Raw genomic sequence first — 19941 nt, forward strand, 5'->3', positions numbered from 1 at the left:
GCCGCTGCCGGCGGCCTCGCCGGCCGGCCTGCGCGTGGTGGCGCATTTATTATAGGATGAAAGCCCCCGCCATGACCGATTCGACCCTCGAACTTCCGCAAAAGCAGCCCGCGCTGCGCGTCGTCCCGCAACCGCACGACGCGAACGTCCACGGCGACGTGTTCGGCGGCTGGATCATGTCGCAGGTCGACATCGCCGGCTCGATCCCCGCGAGCCAGCGCGCGAACGGCCGTGTCGCGACGGTCGCGGTCAATTCGTTCGTGTTCAAGCAGCCGGTGTTCGTGGGCGATCTGCTCAGCTTCTACGCGACCATCATGCGCACCGGCAACACGTCGATCACGGTCGACGTCGAGGTGTACGCGCAACGCATGCGCCTGATGGGCGAAGTCGTGAAGGTCACCGAAGCGACGCTCACCTACGTCGCGACCGGCCCCGATCGCAAGCCGCGGCAGCTGCCGCCGCTCTGATCCCCGCGCGCAGCGGCAGCGCACGCGGCCCGTCAGTGCGTGGCCGTCAGCCCGAACTCCCGCATCGCGGGCAGGAAGTCGTGATTGAGCGTCGGCTTGCGCGACAGCTTCATCAGCACGTAGCGCTGGAACGGCGCGAGCCGCTGCCACTGCGCGAGCGCGGGCGCCGGCAGCCCGGCCAGCGCGCTCTGCTGCACGAGCGCATCCGGCACCGAGTCGGTCGCGCGCCAGCTCGGCTGCTCGTCCGGCTGGAACCAGGACGGTTCGAGGTCGGCGTGCGTGCGCAGCATTTCGAATAGCGCGTGATCGAAATTGGGCTCGATCGCGGTGTCGTCGTCGGCCGGAAAGCGCGCGAGCAGCTTGCGGTCCTCGAGCGGCAGCAATTGCCACTGCTCCAGGGAAATCCGCAGACCGAAACGGTCGAGATTGAAACGCACGATCATCGGAATGTACGTCAGGTTTTCCGACGATTCGTGTTCGAAATTGAATAGCAGCGGAGCGTCGCTGAGTCCCATGGTCGTTACCTGAGTGGCGGATGCCGGCGCGGCCGGCCTGCCTGAGGTATTTTAGAACCTCTGCGCGCGAGCGGCGGACGCGATCGTCGCCGCCCATGCCTCGAATCAACGGGAGTGCTGGTGAATCCGACTGAAACAGAAGAACCGCGCGGCGCGATCGAGCTGTCCGTGCGCCGCACGCGCGGCGGCGCCGTCGAAACCGCGCACGACTATGTCGGCCAGGAATGGCCGGTCGCGCTCGTGTTCAACGGCATCTCGCATGCGGTGATGATGTGCACGCCGCGCGACCTGGAGGCGTTCGCGGTCGGCTTTGCTATCTCGGAAGGGATTGTCGAACGCGGCAGCGACATCAAGGACATCGAGGTGATCCTGCACGCCGACGCGCCGCTGCCGCACGCGGAGGTGCATCTGGAGGTCGTCCAGCAGGCGTTCGCCGCGCTGAAGGACCGCCGCCGCGCGCTCGCGGGCCGCACCGGCTGCGGCGTGTGCGGGATCGAGAGCATCGACCTGCTCGATCTCGCGCCCGAGCGGGTGCCCGACACCGGCTTTCTCGCGCGCCTCGCGCCCGACGCGCTCGCGCGCGCGGCGCACGCGCTGCCGGTGCACCAGGCGCTCACGCGCCTCACCGGCGGCCTGCATGCGGCCGCGTGGTGCGACGCAACAGGCGCGATCCGGATGGCGTTCGAGGATGTCGGCCGCCACAACGCGCTCGACAAGCTGATCGGCTCGCTCGTGCTCGCGCGTGCCGACGCGACCGACGGCTTCGTGTTCCTGTCGAGCCGCGCGAGCTACGAGCTCGTGCGCAAGTCGGCGCGGGTTGGGATCCCGATGGTCGCGACGATCTCCGCGCCGTCGTCGCTCGCGATCGAGATCGCGAAGGCGGCCGGCCTGCGCCTGGTCAGTTTCTGCCGGGAAACCGGCCACGTCGATTACGGCACGGCCTGAGCTGGCAGGCCGCTCCGTCAGTCAAACTGACGGAAATCCGGCTTGCGCTTCTCGAAGAATGCGGTCATCGCCTCGCGTGCTTCCGGCGCGCGCAGCATTGCCGAGAAGTGCCCGGCCTCCTCCTTCATCCGCGCGGCAACGCCCACCCTGCCCGTCTCCTTCAAGAGCGCCTTCGTCACGCGCAGCGACGACGCCGGCAGCGCCGCGAGTTTCGCGGCCTGCTTCGCCGCGAATGCGTCGAGCTCGGCGGCCGGCAGCACCCGGTTGACGATGCCGATGCGGTGCGCTTCCAGCGCGTCGAACGCTTCGCCGAGCAGCAGCTTCTCGGCGGCGACCTGATGGCCGGCCAAACGCGGCAGCAGCACGCTCGATGCGGCTTCCGGGCACAGCCCGAGCTGCGCGAACGGCAGCGAGAATGCGGCGGTGTCGGCCGCGTAGACGAGATCGCAGTGCAGCAGCATCGTCACGCCGACGCCGACCGCGATGCCGGGCACCACGGCGACGATCGGCTTGGCTGCGCCGCTGATGCGTGCGAGAAACTGGAATACCGACGCGTTCTCGTCCTTCGGCGGCGACTTCAGGAAATCCTCGAGATCGTTGCCCGCGCTGAAGTTGCCGTCGCTGCCGCGCAGCACGATCACGCGGACTGCCTTGTCCTCCTGCGCGTCGGCGAGCGCATCGGCCATCGTCTGGTACATCGCCGCCGTCAGCGCGTTCTTCTTCGCCGGGCGCGCGATCGTGATCGTCATCACGCCGTCGGCGCGCTCCACTTGAATTTCGGCCACATCCGTCTCCTTTGACTTTCCTCTTCCGGAATGAAAAACGGTGCGCAAGCTCGTGGCTCGCGCACCGTGATCGCTACTGTCCCGCTCCGCTTACAGGCGTTCGATGATGCCCGCCGCGCCCATGCCGGTGCCGACGCACATCGTGACCATCCCGTACTTCAGGTTGCGGCGGCGCAGGCCGTGCACGACGGTCGCCGCACGGATTGCGCCGGTCGCGCCGAGCGGGTGGCCCAGCGCGATCGCGCCGCCGACCGGGTTGACCTTCGACGGGTCGAGGCCGAGATCGCGGATCACCGCCAGCGATTGCGCGGCGAATGCCTCGTTCAGCTCGATCCAGTCGAGGTCGTCCTGCTTCAGGCCGGCGGCCTTCAGCGCGGCCGGGATCGCTTCCTTCGGCCCGATGCCCATGATTTCCGGCGGCACGCCGCGCACCGCGAAGCTCACGAAGCGCGCGAGCGGCGTCAGGTTGAATTCCTTGAGCACCTTCTCCGATACGACCAGCAGCGCGCCCGCGCCGTCCGACGTCTGCGAGCTGTTGCCGGCCGTGACCGAGCCCTTGTTCGCGAACACCGTGCGCAGCTTCGCGAGGCCTTCGAGCGACGTGTCCGCGCGCGGGCCTTCGTCCAGCTTGATCTCCCGCGTCGTCACGTCGACTTCCCCGGTCGCGAGGTTCGGGAAACGCTCGGTGATCGTGTACGCGGCGATTTCGTCGCCGAACTCGCCGGCCTGCTGCGCGGCGAGCGCCTTGCGGTGCGACTCGACAGAGAACGCGTCCTGGTCTTCGCGGCTCACCTTCCACTGCTCGGCGACGCGCTCGGCGGTCAAGCCCATTCCGTATGCGATGCCGAAATCCTCGCTGCGATCGAAGATGTGCGGCGACATCGACGGCTTGTTGCCCATCATCGGCACCATGCTCATCGATTCGCAGCCGCCCGCGAGCAACGCGTCCGATTCGCCGACGCGAATGCGGTCCGCCGCCATCGCCAGCGCCGTGATGCCCGACGCGCAGAAGCGGTTGACCGTCACGCCGCCGACCGTCTGCGGCAGACCCGCGAGCAGCGCGCCCATGCGCGCAACGTTCAAGCCCTGCTCGGCTTCCGGAATCGCGCAGCCGATGATCGCGTCCTCGATCACCTTCGTGTCGAGGCCGGGCACCTGCGCGACCGCCGACTTGATCGCGTGAACCAGCAGCTCGTCGGGGCGCGTGTTCTTGAAGACACCGCGCGGAGCCTTGCCGATCGGGGTGCGGCTTGCGGCGACGATGTATGCGTCTTGCAGTTGTTTGCTCATTTCAGACTCCTTGCCTTGTCGCTCGCTCAGTTACGCACCGGCTTGCCGGTCTGCAACATGCCCATGATCCGTTCCTGCGTCTTCTGCGTGCCGAGCAGCTCGACGAATGCGCGGCGCTCGAGCGCGAGCAGCCATTGCTCGTCGACGAGGCTGCCGGCTTCGACGTCGCCGCCGCACACGGCTTCGGCGATGCGGCTCGCGATCAGGAAGTCGTGGTCGCTGATGAAGCGGCCGTCACGCATGTTGACGAGCGATGCCTTGATCGTCGCGATGGCCGAGCGGCCCGCGACCGGCACGTCCTTCGCGCGCAGCGGCGCACGGTAGCCGACGGCCGCCAGCGCGCGTGCTTCCTTCTTCGCGGTATCGAGCAGCTCGAACACGTTGAAGATGATCGTGTCGGACGGCTTCAGGTAGCCCATCGCGCGTGCATCGTGCGCCGACGACGATACCTTTGCCATCGCCGCGTTCTCGAACGACTTCGTGACGAACTTCAGGATGTCGGTGGTCGCGTTCGCGGCCGTTGCCGCATCCGCCGCGCGCAGCGCCGCTTCCTTCAGCCCGCCGCCCGCCGGCACGAGGCCGACGCCCACTTCGACGAGACCGATGTAGCTCTCGACGTGCACGACGCGCTTCGCGCTGTGCAGCATCAGCTCGCACCCGCCGCCGAGCGCGATGCCCGACACGGCCGCAACGACCGGCACGTTCGCGTACTTGACGCGCAGCATGCCTTCCTGGAATTTCTTCACGAACGGCTCGATGCCCTTCGCGCCGCCCATCATGAACGCGGGCATCGCCTCTTCGAGGTTCGCACCGGCCGAGAACGGGCCGCCCGGTGTGCCGAGCTTCAGCGACGTCGGCTGCCAGATCACCACGCCCTTGTAGTCCTTCTCCGCGAGTTCGATCGCCTGCACGAGGCCGTCGATCACGCTCGGCCCGATCGTGTTCATCTTCGACTTGAACGATACGATCACGACGTCGTCTTCACCTGCACGATCGTCGACCCATGCACGCACCGCGTCGGTCTCGAACAGCGTCTTGCCGTACGTCCTCGGATCGGCGCCCGCTTCACCGAGCAGCGGCGCGCGGAACACCTGCCTGTCGTAGACGGCGAGATCGGAACGCGGCACGAAGCGCTTCGACGCCGGCGCCCACGAGCCTTCGGCCGTGTGCACACCGCCCTTCTCGGCAACCGGGCCTTCGAGAACCCACGACGGCAGCGGCACGTTCGCGAGCGCCTTGCCGGCCGCGATGTCTTCCTGCACCCACTCGGCGACCTGCTTCCAGCCGGCGGCCTGCCAGCCTTCGAACGGGCCTTCATTCCAGCCGAAGCCCCAGCGGATCGCGAGATCGACGTCGCGCGCGTTGTCGGCGATCGACTCGAGATGCACGCCGATGTAGTGGAACACGTCGCGGAAGATCGACCACAGGAACTGCGCGTGCGGATGGTTCGTTTCGCGCAGCAGCTTCAGGCGCTCCGCCGGCGGGCGCTTCAGGATGCGGCCGACGGTTTCGTCCGCCTTCGCGCCCGAATCGACGTAGGTGCCCGTCTTCGCGTCGAGCACCTTGATCGCCTTGCCTTCCTTCTTGTAGAAACCGCCGCCCGTCTTCTGGCCGAGCGCGCCCTGCTTCACCAGCTCGGCGAGCACGGCTGGCGTCTGGTAGACCGGGAAGAACGGATCGTCGGCGAGGTTGTCCTGCATCGTCTTGATCACGTGCGCCATCGTGTCGAGGCCGACTACGTCCGCGGTGCGGAACGTCGCCGACTTCGCGCGGCCGAGGCGGCTGCCCGTCAGGTCGTCGACTTCGTCGAAGCGCAGGCCGAATTTCGCGGCCTCGGTGATCACCGCGAGGATCGAGAAGATGCCGACGCGGTTCGCGATGAAGTTCGGCGTGTCCTTCGCTCGCACGACGCCCTTGCCGACGATGCTCGTCAGGAAGGTCTCGAGCTGGTCGAGGATCTCCGGACGCGTATGCGCGGTCGGGATCAGCTCGACGAGATGCATGTAGCGCGGCGGGTTGAAGAAGTGCACGCCGCAGAAGCGCGCCTTCAGTTCGTCCGAGAAACCTTCGGACAACTTCGTGATCGACAGGCCCGACGTGTTGGTCGCGAAGATCGCATTCGGTGCGATGTGCGGCGCGACCTTCTTGTACAGGTCGTGCTTCCAGTCCATCCGCTCGGCGATCGCCTCGATCACGACGTCGCACTCGGCGAGCTTCGCGATGTCGTCTTCGTAGTTCGCTGCTTCGAGGTATTTCGCGTCGTCCTTCACGCCGAACGGCGCGGGCGACAGCTTCTTCAGGTTTTCGATCGCCTTCAGCGCGATCGCGTTTTTCGGGCCTTCCTTGGCCGGCAGGTCGAACAGCAGCACCGGCACGCGCGCGTTGACGAGATGCGCGGCGATCTGCGCGCCCATCACGCCGGCGCCCAGCACGGCGACCTTGCGAATCAGGAAATTGCTCACGGGATGTCTCCGGATAATGTCGTGCAGCGCGGGTTGTGTGGGCTGCACGGCGAAGTGAGTACCAGGAACCGTTGCGTTCGGGCGGCGCGCGACGCGCACCGCCCGGACTCGCGTCAGAACAGCGATTCGTCGACTTCCATCAGCGTCTTCGAACCGGCGCGCGCGGCGCGGATCGTCGCCGCCGTCTCGGGCAGCAGGCGCGCGAAATAGAAGCGGGCGGTCGCGAGCTTCGACTTGTAGAACGGGTCGCCCGATGCTTCCTTGTCGAGCGCGAGACGCGCCATGCGCGCCCAGAAGTACGAGAACACCAGGTGGCCGACGGTGCGCAGGTACGGCACGGCGGCGGCGCCGACTTCGTCCGGGTTCTGCATTGCCTTCATGCCGATTTCCATCGTCAGCTTCTGCACCTTGTCGCCGATGTCGGCGAGCGGGTTGATGAACTCGGCCATCTCCGGCTTCACACCTTCGGCTTCCGCGAATTCGGTGACGAGCTTGCCGAACTTCTTCAGCTTCGCGCCCATGTCGCCGAGCACCTTGCGGCCCAGCAGGTCGAGCGACTGGATCGAGTTCGTGCCTTCGTAGATCATGTTGATCCGCGCGTCGCGCACGTACTGCTCCATGCCCCACTCGGAGATGAAGCCGTGACCGCCGTAGATCTGCATTGCATGGTTGGTCGACTCGAACGCGTTGTCGGTCAGGAATGCCTTGATGATCGGCGTGAGCAGCGCGACGAGATCGGCCGCTTCCTTGCGCACCGCTTCGTCAGCGTGCGACAGCTCCTTGTCGATCTGCAGCGCGGACCAGTACGTGAACGCACGCGCGCCTTCCGCGTACGCCTTCTGCGTGAGCAGCATGCGACGCACGTCCGGGTGCACGATGATCGGGTCGGCCGGCTTGTCCGGTGCCTTCGGGCCCGTCAGCGAGCGCATCTGCAGGCGCTCCTTCGCGTACGTCAGCGAGTTCTGGTACGCGACTTCCGTCAGGCCGAGGCCCTGCATGCCGACGCCCAGACGCGCGGCGTTCATCATCACGAACATCGCGTTGAGGCCCTTGTTCGGCTCGCCGACCATCCAGCCCTTCGCGTTGTCGAGGTTCATCACGCACGTCGAGTTGCCGTGGATGCCCATCTTGTGTTCGATCGAGCCGCACTTGATGCCGTTGCGCTCGCCCGGCTCGCCCGCAGCGTCCGGAATGAATTTCGGCACGATGAACAGCGAGATCCCCTTCGTGCCTTGCGGCGCGTCCGGCAGGCGCGCGAGCACGAGGTGGATGATGTTCTTCGACATGTCGTGCTCGCCGCTCGAAATGAAGATCTTCGTGCCGCTGATCGAGTACGAGCCGTCGCCGTTCGGTTCGGCCTTGGTGCGCAGGATGCCGAGATCGGTGCCGCAGTGCGGCTCGGTCAGGCACATCGTGCCCGTCCATTCGCCCGACACGAGCTTCGGCAGGTAGCGTTGCTGCAGTTCCGGCGCGCCGTGCGCGTGCAGGCATTCGTAGGCGCCATGCGACAGGCCCGGATACATCGTCCATGCCTGGTTCGCCGAGTTCAGCATTTCGTAGAGCGCGTTGTTCACGAACGCGGGCAGGCCCTGGCCGCCGTAGTCCGGATCGCAGCCGAGCGCCGGCCAGCCGGCCTCGACGTACTGCTGATACGCTTCCTTGAAGCCGGTCGGGGTCTTCACGACGCCGTCGCCTTCATACGTGCAACCTTCGCGGTCGCCGATCTGGTTCAGCGGGAACAGTACCTCGGAGCAGAATTTGCCCGCTTCCTCGAGGACCTGGTTGATCGTGTCGGCGTCGAGGTCCGCATGCCGCGGCATTTGCTTGACCTCGGCTTCGACGTTCAGAAGCTCGTGCAACACGAATTGCATGTCGCGCAGCGGCGCGGCGTACTGTCCCATGACTCTCTCCAAAGGTGGGCAAAACGGCTCGAGCTCCTGGCGGGCGGATCACGCGCCGCTAACGGCTCTCGCTCTGATACGAAACGATCGTCTTTTCCAGCGCGGCCCATGTGAGGCGCACGGCATCCGGCGAATGCAGGAATCGTGCGTCGTGATGCAGGCCGAGCGTGAAGCTGTACAACTCGAAGAGCATCAGGTCCGGATCCGTATCCGCACGCAGATGGCCTTCTTCCTTCGCCTGCGAAATGGCACGCAGCATCGCGGCACGCCAGGCCGTCACGCTCGCGATCAACTGCTCGCGCACGGGGCTGTCAGGCCGGTCGTCGTACTCGACGGCGCCGCTGATGTAGATGCATCCGGTCGTCACCTCCTGGATGCGCTTCTCCGTCCAGCGGGCCAGCATCGCCCGAAGGCGCGGCAAGCCTCGCGGCTCGCGCAGGCTCGGAAAGAACACCTCGTTTTCGAAACGATGGTGATACTCGCGGACGACCTCGACCTGCAGGTCCTCGCGCGATCCGAAGTGCGCGAACACACCACTCTTGCTCATCTGCATGCGCTCGGCCAGCAGGCCGATCGTCAGCCCCTCCAGCCCGTCACGGCTGGCGAGGTCCAAAGCAGCTTCGAGTATCGCGGCACGCGTCTGTTCGCCTTTTCGCATAGCTATTTCTGTAACCGTTCGGGGGTTCGAATAAAATCGAACGGCCGTACTATTATTGAGTGCGGCCGCTCGCGAAACAAGGAAATTATTAGAAACCGGTGTCTAACCGAGCCGCTATTTTGCGCGATTCCGGCGGGACCGGAGCGGCTTTTCCGCACGAACGTGCGGACAGATTTTTGAAGCGAATGCTTAGTCCGTATCAGTCGTAACCACCGACCGTCAGCGCCTTCATCACGACGCGATACGTGTTGTACGCGAGCCAGTTCAGCATACGCTCGATGCGCGGCCGTGCGGCATACCGCGCGGCGTCGATTTCGCGGCCTTCGGAGAAGGCGGCCGCGATCGCATCGCGCAGTTCGTTGGTGACCGCATCGTAGCGCACCAGCACGACGTTCGCCTCATTGTTCAGCATCAGGCTCAGCGCGTCCAGGTTCGACGAGCCGACAGTCGCCCAGTTATCGTCGATCACCGCCACCTTGCCGTGCAGGATCGTCTTGTCGTATTCCGCCACGCGCACGCCGGCGCGCAGCAGCGCGTGATACAGGAACGGCACGGCCGTATCGAGCGCCGTGAACTCGTTGCGGCCAATCAGGATCCGCACGTCGACGCCGCGGCGTGCGGCGCCCGTCAGCGCGCGGCGCAGCTTGCGGCCCGGCATGAAATACGGATTTGCGAGCAGGATCCGCTGGCGCGCCCGGCCGATCGCGGCGAGATACGCCTTCTCGATCGCGCGGCGGTTCACGACATTGTCGCGCGCGACGAACGCGACGCTCGGCTCCGTCACGACCCGCAGCGCACCGGCCTTGATCCACCGGTGGCTGCGCATCCAGCGCCGGAACATATCCGGGAACGCTTCGCCGCCGTGCAGCCCGGCCGCGTACTGGGCGTACGGCTTGTGGCCGAACTGGATGCGGTGCCACTGCAGCTCGAACGCGGCGCGCACGTCCGACACCGCCGGCCCGGCCATCTCGACCGCGAAATCCCAGCGCGGGAACGGCAGCGTCGCGCTGCCCTGCGCGTAGTCGTCGACGATATTGATGCCGCCGCAGAACGCGACCGCATGATCGATCACCGCGAGCTTGCGGTGCGTGCGCGAGAAGCCGAAGCGGCCGAACAGGTAGCGGTTGTAGATGCAGTGCTCGACGCCTGGGCCGACCCACGTATCGAACAGCGGCAGGCGCGCGGTGCCGACGCCGTCGGTGATCACACGCACGCGCACGCCGCGCTGCGCGGCGCGGATCAGCGCATCCGACACCGGACGGCCGGCCGCGTCGTCGCAGAAGATGTAAGTTTCGAGCATCACCTGCTCGCGCGCCGCATCGATCCGCTCGATCAGCGCGTGGAAGAATTCGCTGCCGGTCTCGCAAAGCCGCACCGTGTTGCCGGCCGTGAACGCGAGCCGCGACGCGGAGCCGCGCTCCTGCAGGAACATCTGCCGCAATTGCGCGAAGCGCTTGCGGGTCTCCGCATTCATGCGGACGAGCCGTGCGGCGCCCGCGCGAGCGAGACGCGCACGGGCAATTGCAGGATCGCTTCGGCGTTCGACGGCGAGAAGCAACGCGCGGCCGCTTCACGGTACGGCAGCCACGCATGGTCGACGTGCTCGCGCGGCGACAGCGTCACGCCGACGCGGCGCGGCACGCACAGGCCGAACCAGTGCTCGACGTTGCGCGTGACGCCCGGCGCATAGCGATGCAGATATTGTGGATAGATGCTGTATTCGATCCGGTGGTGCCAGTCGACCAGCGCGGTGGCCGGCACGTCGTGCGTACCGACCGAGATGCCGGTTTCCTCGGCGACTTCGCGTGCGGCCGTGAGCGCGAGCGGCTCGTCGAGCGCGTCCTTCGATCCGGTCACCGACTGCCAGAAATCGGGCTGGTCGGCGCGCTTGATCAACAGCACGTCGAGGTCGGGCGTGTAGATCACGACGAGAACGGATTCGGGGATTTTCGGCGGCTTCGTCATCTTTGTTTCATGCGGCACAAGGCCGGGCGCCGGGCACCGTGCCCGAACGTGCGGCAAGTGCTGCGACTGTACCGCAAAAAACGAAAAAGGCGCACCACGGCGCCTTTTCGCTGGATGTCGTGCACGCGTCGCCGCACACACGACCTGTGGCACGCGTTACGCCTTCGGCTGTTCCGGCTGGCGCAGACGGATGTGCAGCTCGCGGAGCTGACGCTCGTCGACCGGGCTCGGCGCCTGCGTGAGCAGATCCTGCGCGCGCTGCGTCTTCGGGAACGCGATCACGTCGCGGATCGAGTCGGCACCGGCCATCATCGTGACGATGCGGTCGAGGCCGAATGCGATACCGCCGTGCGGCGGCGCGCCGTACTGCAGTGCGTCCAGCAGGAAGCCGAACTTGAGCTGCGCTTCTTCCGCACCGATCTTCAGCGCGCGGAACACCTTGCTCTGCACTTCCTCACGATGGATACGCACCGAGCCGCCACCGATTTCCCAGCCGTTCAGCACCATGTCGTACGCCTTCGCGAGGCAACGGCCCGGATCCGTCTCGAGGTACTCGAGGTGCTCGTCCTTCGGGCTGGTGAACGGGTGGTGCGCGGCGACGTAGCGCGCGTCTTCGTCGTCGTATTCGAACATCGGGAAGTCGACGACCCACAGCGGCTTCCAGCCGGCCTGGACGAGGCCGTTCGCCTTGCCGAATTCCGAATGGCCGATCTTCAGGCGCAGTGCGCCGAGGCTATCGTTGACGACCTTCGCGCGATCGGCCGCGAAGAAAATGATGTCGCCGTCTTCAGCACCGGTGCGCTCGAGGATCGCCGCGATCGACGCGTCGTGCAGGTTCTTGACGATCGGGCTCTGCAAGCCGTCGCGGCCCTTCGCCTTCTCGTTGACCTTGATCCATGCGAGGCCCTTCGCGCCGTAGATGCGCACGAATTCCGTGTAACCGTCGATGTCGCCGCGCGAGAGCTCGCCGCCCTTCGGCACGCGCAGCGCCGCGACACGGCCGTCCTTCGCATTGGCCGGCGTGCTGAACACCTTGAAGTCGACGTCCTTCATCGCGTCGGTCAGCTCGGTGAATTCGAGTTGCACGCGCAGGTCCGGCTTGTCCGAACCGAAACGCGCCATCGCTTCCGAGTACGGCATCACCGGGAATTTCGCGTCGAGTTCGACGTCGATCGTCGTCTTGAAGATGTGACGGATCATGTCTTCGAACAGGTCGCGGATCTCCTGCTCGCCGAGGAACGACGTCTCGCAGTCGATCTGCGTGAATTCCGGCTGACGGTCGGCGCGGAGGTCTTCGTCGCGGAAGCACTTGGTGATCTGGTAGTAACGGTCGAAGTTCGCGACCATCAGCAGCTGCTTGAACAGCTGCGGCGACTGCGGCAACGCGAAGAACTGGCCCGCGTTCACGCGCGACGGCACGAGGTAGTCGCGTGCGCCTTCCGGCGTGCTCTTCGTCAGCATCGGCGTTTCGATGTCGATGAAGCCCTGCTCGTCGAGGTACTTGCGCGCTTCGATCGCGACGCGATAGCGCAGGCGCAGGTTGTGCTGCATCTGCGGACGGCGCAGGTCGAGCACGCGGTGCGTGAGGCGCGTCGTTTCCGACAGGTTGTCGTCGTCGAGCTGGAACGGCGGCGTGATCGACGCGTTCAGGACGATCAGCTCATGGCACAGCACTTCGATCTTGCCGCTCTTCAGGCCGGTGTTGACCGTGCCTTCCGGACGGTTGCGCACGAGACCCTTGATCTGCACGCAGAACTCGTTGCGCACGCCTTCGGCGGTCGCGAACATTTCCGCGCGATCCGGGTCGCACACCACCTGCACGAGGCCTTCACGATCGCGCAGGTCGATGAAGATCACACCGCCGTGATCGCGGCGGCGCTGCACCCAGCCGCACAGCGACACGGTTTGGCCCAGCAGGTGTTCGGTCACGAGACCGCAGTATTCAGTACGCATCGACATGATGTTTGCTTTCGTTCGGTTTGATCAACGGGTGCCGCAACGCGCGGCCCGGGCGATGATTCTTTACTTACAGCGGCGGCTCGACGGGACGGCGGGCGGGCGCCGGAGCCGGCGCCGGAGGCGCCACGACGCCCATCGAGACGATGTACTTGAGCGCGGCATCGACCGACATGTCGAGTTCGATGACTTCGCTCTTCGGCAGCATCAGGAAGAAGCCCGACGTCGGGTTCGGCGTCGTGGGTACGTACACGCTCACGTACTCTTCCGTCAGATGGTTGACCACGTCGCCGCCGGGCGTACCCGTCAGAAACGCGATCGTATACGAGCCGCGCCGCGGGTATTCGATCAGCAGCGCCTTGCGGAACGCGTTGCCGCTGCTCGACAACAGCGTGTCCGACACCTGCTTGACGCTCGTGTAGATCGGCCCGACGACCGGGATGTGACGCACAACCGCGTTCCACCACGTGACGAGCTTCTGGCCGATGAAATTCTGCGTGGCCAGTCCGACGACAAAGATGAACGCGAGCGTCAGCACCGCGCCGATCCCCGGCAGGTGGAAGCCGAGCATCCGCTCCGGTTGCCACGATTCGGGCAACAGCAGCAGCGTCTGGTCCATCGTGCCGATGATGAGGCCGAGCACCCACAGCGTGATCGCGAGCGGGACGAGAACCAGCAGGCCGGTCAGGAACACCGATTTCAGGGTCGTCTTTTTCATCATCTGCCGTCAATGAACCGCGCCGGAAGCGCGGGTTGGTCGCTGCCCGGCCGGGCAGCGACGGTCAACTGCTGGCGGCGGGCGCTGCAGCCGGGGCGGGCGCGGCGCTCGTCGTCGTACTTTCGGAGCTCGCGGCAGCGGGCGCGGCGGCCGGTGCTGCCGCCGTGTCGCCGGACGCCGTCGCCGGCGCGCTGGTGCCGCCCGAACCACCGCGGAAATCGGTGACATACCAGCCCGAGCCCTTCAGCTGGAAGCCGGCGGCAGTGACCTGCTTGCGAAAAGCATCCTTCCCGCATTCGGGGCACTGCGACAGCGGCGCGTCGCTCATCTTCTGGAGCACGTCCTTCGCGAAACCGCACGCTTCGCATCGATAGGCGTAGATCGGCATGATATTTTTCCCGCAGAAACTGGAAACGGCTTGCAAAACCTTGAATTATAGCCGAAACCCCGGCGCGCTCCGGCAACGGCCGCGACGCCCGGGCTTCAGCGACGGCGCCACGTGAGCCAGCGCTCGTGCCCTTCGAACACGGCCAGCGAATCGGTCACCGGCAGATCCTCGACCAGTTCGAAGTGCGGCGCGAGCAGCGCCTCGAGTTCCGCGCGCTCGATGCCGAACGGCGGCCCCTTCGGTTTCGCCGTCACGAAAAAATAGCCGGCCAGCAACGCGCCGGCCGGCAACAATTCGGCCATCCGCGCCGCATAGTCGGCGCGCAAGCTCGGCGGCAGCGCGCACAGGAATGCGCGCTCGTACACCCACTGCACGTCGAACGGTGGTTGGTATGCGAAGAAATCAGCCTGCTCGACGACGTCCGCATGCGCGCCGAGCTGCGCCTTCGCGGCCGCCACCGCCTGCGCCGAGAAATCGATCGCGCGCACGGGCCAGCCGGCCTGCGCGAGCCAGCCGGCTTCCTGCGCACTGCCACAGCCGGGAATCAGCACCGCGCACGGCTCGCGCCGCTGCGCGAACGCGCGAAACCCGTCCGGCACGCCGCCGAAATCCCATGGCGTCACACCGCGCGCGAAACGCTCGTCCCAGAACGCGGCGTTTCCGGGGTCGCGTGTCGCGAAATCGGCGGCGCTCGGCGCGGACGGTTGTTTGGGTTCGGACATCGCTCGGCTCCCTTCGGTCATGCGCCGTACGCGAGCGCGAGCAGCACGCGCGCGACGAGCGCCCCGACGCCGACGGCAAGGCCAAAGATCAACAATGCCTGCAGCAGCCGGTTCGTACGTTTCTGCTCGACGAGAATCTGACGCATCAGGTCCTCGCTCGCCGCGCGCGGCGCGTCGTGGCGCGCCGCCATCGCGTGGTGGATGAGGCGCGGCAGTTGCGGCAGCGTCTTGCTCCACTGCGGCGCCTCGACCTTGAAACGCTCGTACCAGCCGCGCAGGCCGATCTGCTCGGTCATCCAGCGTTCGAGATACGGCTTCGCCGTCTTCCACAGGTCGAGTTCGGGATCGAGCGAACGACCGAGCCCCTCGACGTTCAGCATCGTCTTCTGCAGCAGCACGAGCTGCGGCTGGATCTCGACGTTGAAACGACGCGACGTCGAGAACAGGCGCATCAGCACCTGGCCAAGCGAGATGTCCTTCAGCGCGCGGTCGAAATAGGGCTCGCACACCGCGCGGATCGCGCTTTCGAGCTCCTCGACGCGCGTCTCGGGCGGCACCCAGCCCGACTCGAGGTGCAGCGTGGCGACGCGGTGGTAATCGCGCTTGAAGAACGCGAGGAAGTTCTGCGCGAGGTAGTTCTTGTCGAAATCCGACAACGCGCCGACGATCCCGAAATCGAGCGCGATATAGCGGCCGAACGTGTTCGGATCGAGGCTCACCTGGATGTTGCCCGGGTGCATGTCCGCATGAAAGAAACCGTCGCGGAATACCTGCGTGAAGAAGATCTCGACGCCTTCGCGCGCGAGCTTCTTGATGTCGACGCCGGCCGAGCGCAGCGTCTCGACCTGGCTGATCGGCACACCGGTCATGCGCTCCATCACGAGCACCTGCGACGTCGAGAAATCCCAGAACATCTCGGGCACGAGCAGCAGGTCGAGGCCAGCGAAGTTGCGGCGCAGCTGGCTGCCGTTCGCGGCCTCGCGCATCAGGTCCAGCTCGTCATGCAGGTACTTGTCGAATTCGGCGACGACTTCGCGCGGCTTCAGGCGCCGGCCGTCTGCCCACATGCGCTCCGTCCACGTCGCGATGTCGCGCATCAGCGCGAGGTCCGAATCGATCACCGGCAGCATGTTCGGGCGCAGCACCTTGACCGCGACAGCCTTGCCCGCGTGCTGGCCCTGCTTCAGCTTCGCGAAATGCACCTGCGCGATCGACGCGCTCGCGATCGGCTCGCGCTCGAATTCGTCGAACAGCTCGTCGACCGGGGCGCCGAGCGACTTCTCGATGATCGCGATCGCGACCGCCGAATCGAACGGCGGCACCTGGTCCTGCAGCTTCGCGAGCTCGTTCGCGAAATCGACCGACAGCAGGTCGCGGCGCGTCGACAGCACCTGGCCGAACTTCACGAAGATCGGGCCGAGGCTTTCGAGCGCGTGACGCAGCCGCACGGCGGGCGGATCGGAATAGCGGCGGCCGATCGTCGTGATCCGCAACAGCAGCTTCACGCGCCGGTCGTCGATCCGCGACAGCATCACTTCGTCGAGGCCAAAGCGGATGACGGTGTAGACAATCTTGATGAAACGGAAAATGCGCATGCCCTGCGGCCCTCAGTGCGCGCCGCGTGGACCGAAGCCCGCGCGCGCGCCGATTTTTTGTTCGAGTCGCTCGACCCGTTTCTCGATCCGCGCGAGCGCATCGCGCGCACGCGCCAGTTCGGCGTCGAAGCCGCCGAGCGCGGTGCGCCGGACGACTTGCGGATTCTCGTCGAGCCAGTACTCGGCGACGGAATCGAGCACGTTGCGGCCGGTGCGGCGCGCGCGCGCGCCGGCGTCGCGCACGACCGTCGCGATCCGGTGCGCCGCCGCGTCGCCAACCAGCTTCGCGAGATCTTCCTCAGGTTCCCAGCGCAGGTGTTCGGCCAGCTTCGCGATCTGCGTCGCGAACTCCGCGTCGCCGTCGATCTTCACGTGCTTCATCACGGCCGCCTGGCCGCCCTGCAGGAATGCGGCGACGGTGTCGCCCGCGAGTGCGATCGACACGTCGACGTGTTGCGCATCGTGCGCTTCCACCGCGGACAGGTAACCATCGGGCTGCACGAGCAGCGTGAGCGTGACGGGCGGCACGTCGAGCCGGGCGGTCTTGCCCGCATAGGGGATCAGGCGGTCGCGCGCCCACGATTCGCGCGCGAGCAGGTGATTGACAGCAGCAGCAAAAGGCTTGGCGGCAAAGGTCATCGGGCTGGGAAAGAAAAAACCCGCGCAGGCCGGGCGCCCACGCGGGTTTCTATTGTAACGTCGGATCGTCGGCAGACCGCGGCCAACCGCACACCCGGGCGGCAAGCGGTCGCAGCGCGGCGGCCGTCGCCCGGGCAGCCGGCAAGCCGGCCGCCGGTCACGCTCAGTGCGTGTTGAGCTGCTGGATACCCGCGAGCAACCAGCCCTGACTGCCCGACTTCGACAGGTTCCACACCTCGTCGAACGGCGCCGCCGACGCATTCGCCGATTCGCGGATCAGCCCGTGGAAGCGCACGCTCGCCGACTGCTCGATGCCGCGATCCTCGATCGCGACCAGTTCCGCGTCGAGCTGCACGACATCGGTCTGGTTCGCCTCGTTGCCGCGCGAGTCGAGGTCGATCTTGATCTCGGCGAACATTTCCGGCGTCGTGAACTCGCGAATGTCGGCCAGGTTGCCCTGGTCCCAAGCCGCCTGCAGCCGCACGAAATAGACCTTCGCGCTGCGCAGGAACGCCTCGGTGTCGAAGCCGGCCGGCACCTGCAACGGTGCAGCGGCCATCGCACCGGCCGCGCCCGCAGCCGTCGCGCCGCCACCGAATACGCCTTGCGCTTCGTTCGCGTAGCTGCTGCCGCTGCTCGCATAGTTGCTGCCGGCACCCTGCTGGAACGACGGGCTTTGCGAATAATTGCCCGACGACGACGCCGAACCGCCCACCGAGTACGCCGGCTCGTGCGGGCGGCGACGGTTCATGAACTTGCGGATCAGCCAGATACCGACCATCGCGAGCAAGGCGATCACAATGACGTTCGCCATCATGCTCGCGAATGCACCGCCGAGGCCGAAGTGCGACAACAGCGCTGCGATGCCGAGGCCGGCCGCGAGACCGGCGATCGGCCCGAGCCAGCGCGAGCGGTTCGGCTGCGCGGCCGGAGCCGGCGCGGCCGGGTTCGCGCGCTGCGCCTGCGCCGGCGCAGCCTGCTGCATCGGCTGCTGCGCGGGCGGAGTGGCCTGACGCTGCGTGACGGTGGAGTTTTGACGGCCGATGCTGCGCCCGCCGCCCATGCGCCGGGCTTCGGCGTCGAGCGATGCGAACGTGCCGGCCGTGAGCAGGCCGACCATCAGCAGCGTGCCGACCCGTCGAGCCCACGGCTTCGACGGCTTGCTACGGTTGAACAGCGAACGCGATTCGGACATCAGCTTCTCCAGATGTAAGGCGAATGTATGGAAAGAACCCCTTAGTACTTGGTTCCTAGGTGTAACGCTACCACGCCACCTGACAAATTGTAATATTTGACGGCATCGAGGCCCGCTTGTTCCATCATCGTCTTCAGCGTGTCCTGATCGGGATGCATCCGGATAGATTCCGCAAGATACCGATAACTTTCAGCATCTTTCGCGAACTTGTCGCCAAGCCACGGTAATACTTTGAAAGAATACAGATCGTACGCTTTTTTCAGCGGATCCCAGACTTTCGAGAATTCGAGGACCATCACGCGGCCACCGGGCTTCGCCACGCGGCGCATCTCGGCGAGCGCGGCGTCCTTGTGCGTCATGTTGCGCAGCCCGAACGCGACCGTGACCACATCGAAGTAGTTGTCGGGAAAGGGAATTTTCTCGGCGTCGCACAGCAGCGACGGCGTCACGATGCCCTTGTCGAGCAGCCGGTCGCGGCCGACACGCAGCATCGATTCGTTGATGTCGGTGTGCCAGACCTCGCCCGTCGGGCCCGCCGCCTTCGCGAACGCCTTGGTCAGGTCGCCCGTGCCGGCTGCGATGTCGAGCACCTTGAAGCCGGGGCGCACATTCGCCTGCGCGATCGTGAACGCCTTCCACGCGCGGTGCATGCCGGCCGACATCAGGTCGTTCATCAGATCGTAGTTGCTCGCGACCGAATGGAACACGCCCGCCACTTTCTTCGCTTTTTCGGTTTCCTCGACGCTTTCGAAGCCGAAGTGGGTTTTGCTCATCGCGTTGATCCTCAGTAAATGGCAAGACGGCGCCGAGCGGGCGCCGTCGATTTCAGTGGCAGTGGCCGTGCGGCGCGGGAGCCGCCTGCATCGGCGCGTCGCGCTCGACGCCCGCCGCCTTCAGTTTGTCGAAATAGTCGCGCCACAGCGCGTCCTGCTGCGTCGCCAGTTCGTACAGCAGATCCCACGAATAGATGCCGGTCGAATGGCCATCGGAGAACGTCGGCTGCAGCGCGTAGTTGCCCACGCCCTCGAGCGCGGTGATCGTCACCTCGCGCTTGCCCGTCTGCAGCGTCTCCTGGCCGGGCCCGTGGCCGCGCACCTCGGCCGACGGCGAATATACGCGCATCAGCTCGAACGGGATCCGGTAGCTTTCGCCGTTCGGGTACTGCAATTCGAGCACGCGCGACACCGCGTGCACGACGACGCCGGACGGAATCGGCGTCGTGGAAGTCAAACCGCTCATGGCTGCCTCGAATCGGTCATGCGTTGAATTTCCTCGCGAACCGCATTGTGCAGCAGCGAGGCCTGCGCGGCGCGCGAGCGCAACAGCGCCTCGGATACGCTGCGCTGGCGCGGCGCCCACACGGGCTGCGGGAAATGGGCGTCGTTGGAGAAGCGCGGAATCACGTGCCAGTGCACGTGCGGCACCATGTTGCCGAGGCTCGCGAGATTCACCTTGTTCGGCTGCATCACGCGGCGCACGGCCCGCTCCACCGCGTACACCACGCGCATCAAATGTGCCCGTTCGGGCTCGCCGAGATCGGAGAACTCGGCCACGTGCGCGCCCCAGATCACCCGGCAGAAACCCGGGTATTCGTGCTCGCCCGTCGCGAGCACGACGCGCAGCGCATCGTCCTGCCAGAGCACCTCGCCGCCGTCTTCACGGCAAAACACGCATTCCATCGTCGCTCCCATGTGGACGGGCGCCGGCGCTGATGCACCGGCGCCCGCTCTCATCCCTAGT

Annotated in this window: 20 protein-coding genes; 2 read left to right on the plus strand and 18 right to left on the minus strand. The window is 66.2% G+C overall.

Translation table 11 applies throughout. From position 1 onward, the window contains the following. Positions 1 to 71: 71 nt before the first annotated feature. Complete coding sequence (locus WI26_RS13100; RefSeq protein WP_006485741.1) at positions 72 to 467, plus strand: acyl-CoA thioesterase; 396 nt, start codon at positions 72 to 74, stop codon at positions 465 to 467. A gap of 32 nt (positions 468 to 499) precedes the next feature. On the opposite strand, the gene WI26_RS13105 is transcribed toward WI26_RS13100, so the two are convergent. After that, complete coding sequence (locus tag WI26_RS13105; protein ID WP_069226135.1) at positions 500 to 982, minus strand: nitrate reductase associated protein; 483 nt, start codon at positions 980 to 982, stop codon at positions 500 to 502. Between the two features lie 114 nt (positions 983 to 1096). Between WI26_RS13105 and fdhD the strand changes: the two genes are divergently transcribed. Continuing rightward, positions 1097 to 1927 carry a formate dehydrogenase accessory sulfurtransferase FdhD gene (fdhD, locus tag WI26_RS13110; protein WP_167358003.1) on the plus strand — a complete coding sequence of 277 codons (831 nt, stop codon included), beginning with the start codon at positions 1097 to 1099 and terminating at the stop codon, positions 1925 to 1927. A gap of 17 nt (positions 1928 to 1944) precedes the next feature. Here fdhD and WI26_RS13115 read toward each other — a convergent pair whose 3' ends face one another. The 17 genes from WI26_RS13115 to WI26_RS13195 all read right to left on the minus strand — a co-directional run bounded on the left by WI26_RS13115 (position 1945) and on the right by WI26_RS13195 (position 19880). Further along, a complete protein-coding gene (locus tag WI26_RS13115) occupies positions 1945 to 2712 on the minus strand; it encodes an enoyl-CoA hydratase (RefSeq protein WP_069226136.1) in 768 nt (255 codons plus the stop codon). A 90-nt stretch (positions 2713 to 2802) separates the two neighbouring features. Beyond that, positions 2803 to 4002, minus strand: coding sequence for an acetyl-CoA C-acyltransferase (locus WI26_RS13120; RefSeq protein WP_059465758.1), 1200 nt, complete (start codon positions 4000 to 4002; stop codon positions 2803 to 2805). A 26-nt stretch (positions 4003 to 4028) separates the two neighbouring features. Then, a complete protein-coding gene (locus WI26_RS13125) occupies positions 4029 to 6464 on the minus strand; it encodes a 3-hydroxyacyl-CoA dehydrogenase/enoyl-CoA hydratase family protein (protein ID WP_069226137.1) in 2436 nt (811 codons plus the stop codon). Between the two features lie 113 nt (positions 6465 to 6577). Continuing rightward, positions 6578 to 8365: an acyl-CoA dehydrogenase C-terminal domain-containing protein gene (locus tag WI26_RS13130; RefSeq protein ID WP_069226138.1), complete on the minus strand. Its 1788-nt coding sequence runs from the start codon at positions 8363 to 8365 to the stop codon at positions 6578 to 6580. A 58-nt stretch (positions 8366 to 8423) separates the two neighbouring features. Next, complete coding sequence (locus tag WI26_RS13135; protein WP_006751498.1) at positions 8424 to 9023, minus strand: TetR/AcrR family transcriptional regulator; 600 nt, start codon at positions 9021 to 9023, stop codon at positions 8424 to 8426. Positions 9024 to 9222: 199 nt separating this feature from the next. Continuing rightward, a complete protein-coding gene (gene clsB / locus WI26_RS13140) occupies positions 9223 to 10497 on the minus strand; it encodes a cardiolipin synthase ClsB (RefSeq protein ID WP_069226139.1) in 1275 nt (424 codons plus the stop codon). Beyond that, positions 10494 to 10988, minus strand: coding sequence for a dihydroneopterin triphosphate diphosphatase (nudB, locus tag WI26_RS13145; RefSeq protein WP_059465819.1), 495 nt, complete (start codon positions 10986 to 10988; stop codon positions 10494 to 10496). The genes clsB and nudB overlap by 4 nt, the downstream gene beginning before the upstream one ends. Before the next feature lie 156 nt (positions 10989 to 11144). Next, the gene (gene aspS / locus WI26_RS13150; protein WP_059465762.1) at positions 11145 to 12947 is read right to left on the minus strand and encodes an aspartate--tRNA ligase; all 1803 of its coding nucleotides are present in this window, start codon (positions 12945 to 12947) and stop codon (positions 11145 to 11147) included. A gap of 67 nt (positions 12948 to 13014) precedes the next feature. Further along, positions 13015 to 13665, minus strand: a complete 651-nt coding sequence (locus WI26_RS13155) for a DUF502 domain-containing protein (protein ID WP_069226140.1) — start codon at positions 13663 to 13665, stop codon at positions 13015 to 13017. A gap of 61 nt (positions 13666 to 13726) precedes the next feature. Continuing rightward, entirely contained in the window at positions 13727 to 14050 is a 324-nt protein-coding gene (locus WI26_RS13160; RefSeq protein ID WP_059540070.1) for an FmdB family zinc ribbon protein, read from the minus strand. Between the two features lie 95 nt (positions 14051 to 14145). Further along, positions 14146 to 14772, minus strand: coding sequence for a methyltransferase domain-containing protein (locus WI26_RS13165; protein ID WP_069226141.1), 627 nt, complete (start codon positions 14770 to 14772; stop codon positions 14146 to 14148). 17 nt (positions 14773 to 14789) lie between these two features. Then, on the minus strand, positions 14790 to 16367 hold the full coding sequence (gene ubiB / locus WI26_RS13170; protein ID WP_059465766.1) for a ubiquinone biosynthesis regulatory protein kinase UbiB: 1578 nt from the start codon (positions 16365 to 16367) through the stop codon (positions 14790 to 14792). A gap of 12 nt (positions 16368 to 16379) precedes the next feature. Further along, positions 16380 to 17006 carry a ubiquinone biosynthesis accessory factor UbiJ gene (locus WI26_RS13175; protein WP_060322223.1) on the minus strand — a complete coding sequence of 209 codons (627 nt, stop codon included), beginning with the start codon at positions 17004 to 17006 and terminating at the stop codon, positions 16380 to 16382. A 163-nt stretch (positions 17007 to 17169) separates the two neighbouring features. Continuing rightward, a complete protein-coding gene (locus tag WI26_RS13180) occupies positions 17170 to 18201 on the minus strand; it encodes a Tim44 domain-containing protein (protein WP_069226142.1) in 1032 nt (343 codons plus the stop codon). A gap of 41 nt (positions 18202 to 18242) precedes the next feature. Continuing rightward, on the minus strand, positions 18243 to 18974 hold the full coding sequence (gene ubiE, locus WI26_RS13185; RefSeq protein WP_044846838.1) for a bifunctional demethylmenaquinone methyltransferase/2-methoxy-6-polyprenyl-1,4-benzoquinol methylase UbiE: 732 nt from the start codon (positions 18972 to 18974) through the stop codon (positions 18243 to 18245). Between the two features lie 52 nt (positions 18975 to 19026). Further along, complete coding sequence (locus WI26_RS13190; protein ID WP_011886002.1) at positions 19027 to 19440, minus strand: gamma-butyrobetaine hydroxylase-like domain-containing protein; 414 nt, start codon at positions 19438 to 19440, stop codon at positions 19027 to 19029. After that, a complete protein-coding gene (locus tag WI26_RS13195) occupies positions 19437 to 19880 on the minus strand; it encodes an HIT family protein (RefSeq protein WP_059465769.1) in 444 nt (147 codons plus the stop codon). Before WI26_RS13195 ends, WI26_RS13190 begins: the two co-directional genes overlap by 4 nt. Between the last annotated feature and the right edge of the window lie 61 nt (positions 19881 to 19941).

Origin of the sequence: Burkholderia diffusa, from assembly GCF_001718315.1 — a bacterium.
Taxonomy (GTDB): domain Bacteria; phylum Pseudomonadota; class Gammaproteobacteria; order Burkholderiales; family Burkholderiaceae; genus Burkholderia; species Burkholderia diffusa_B.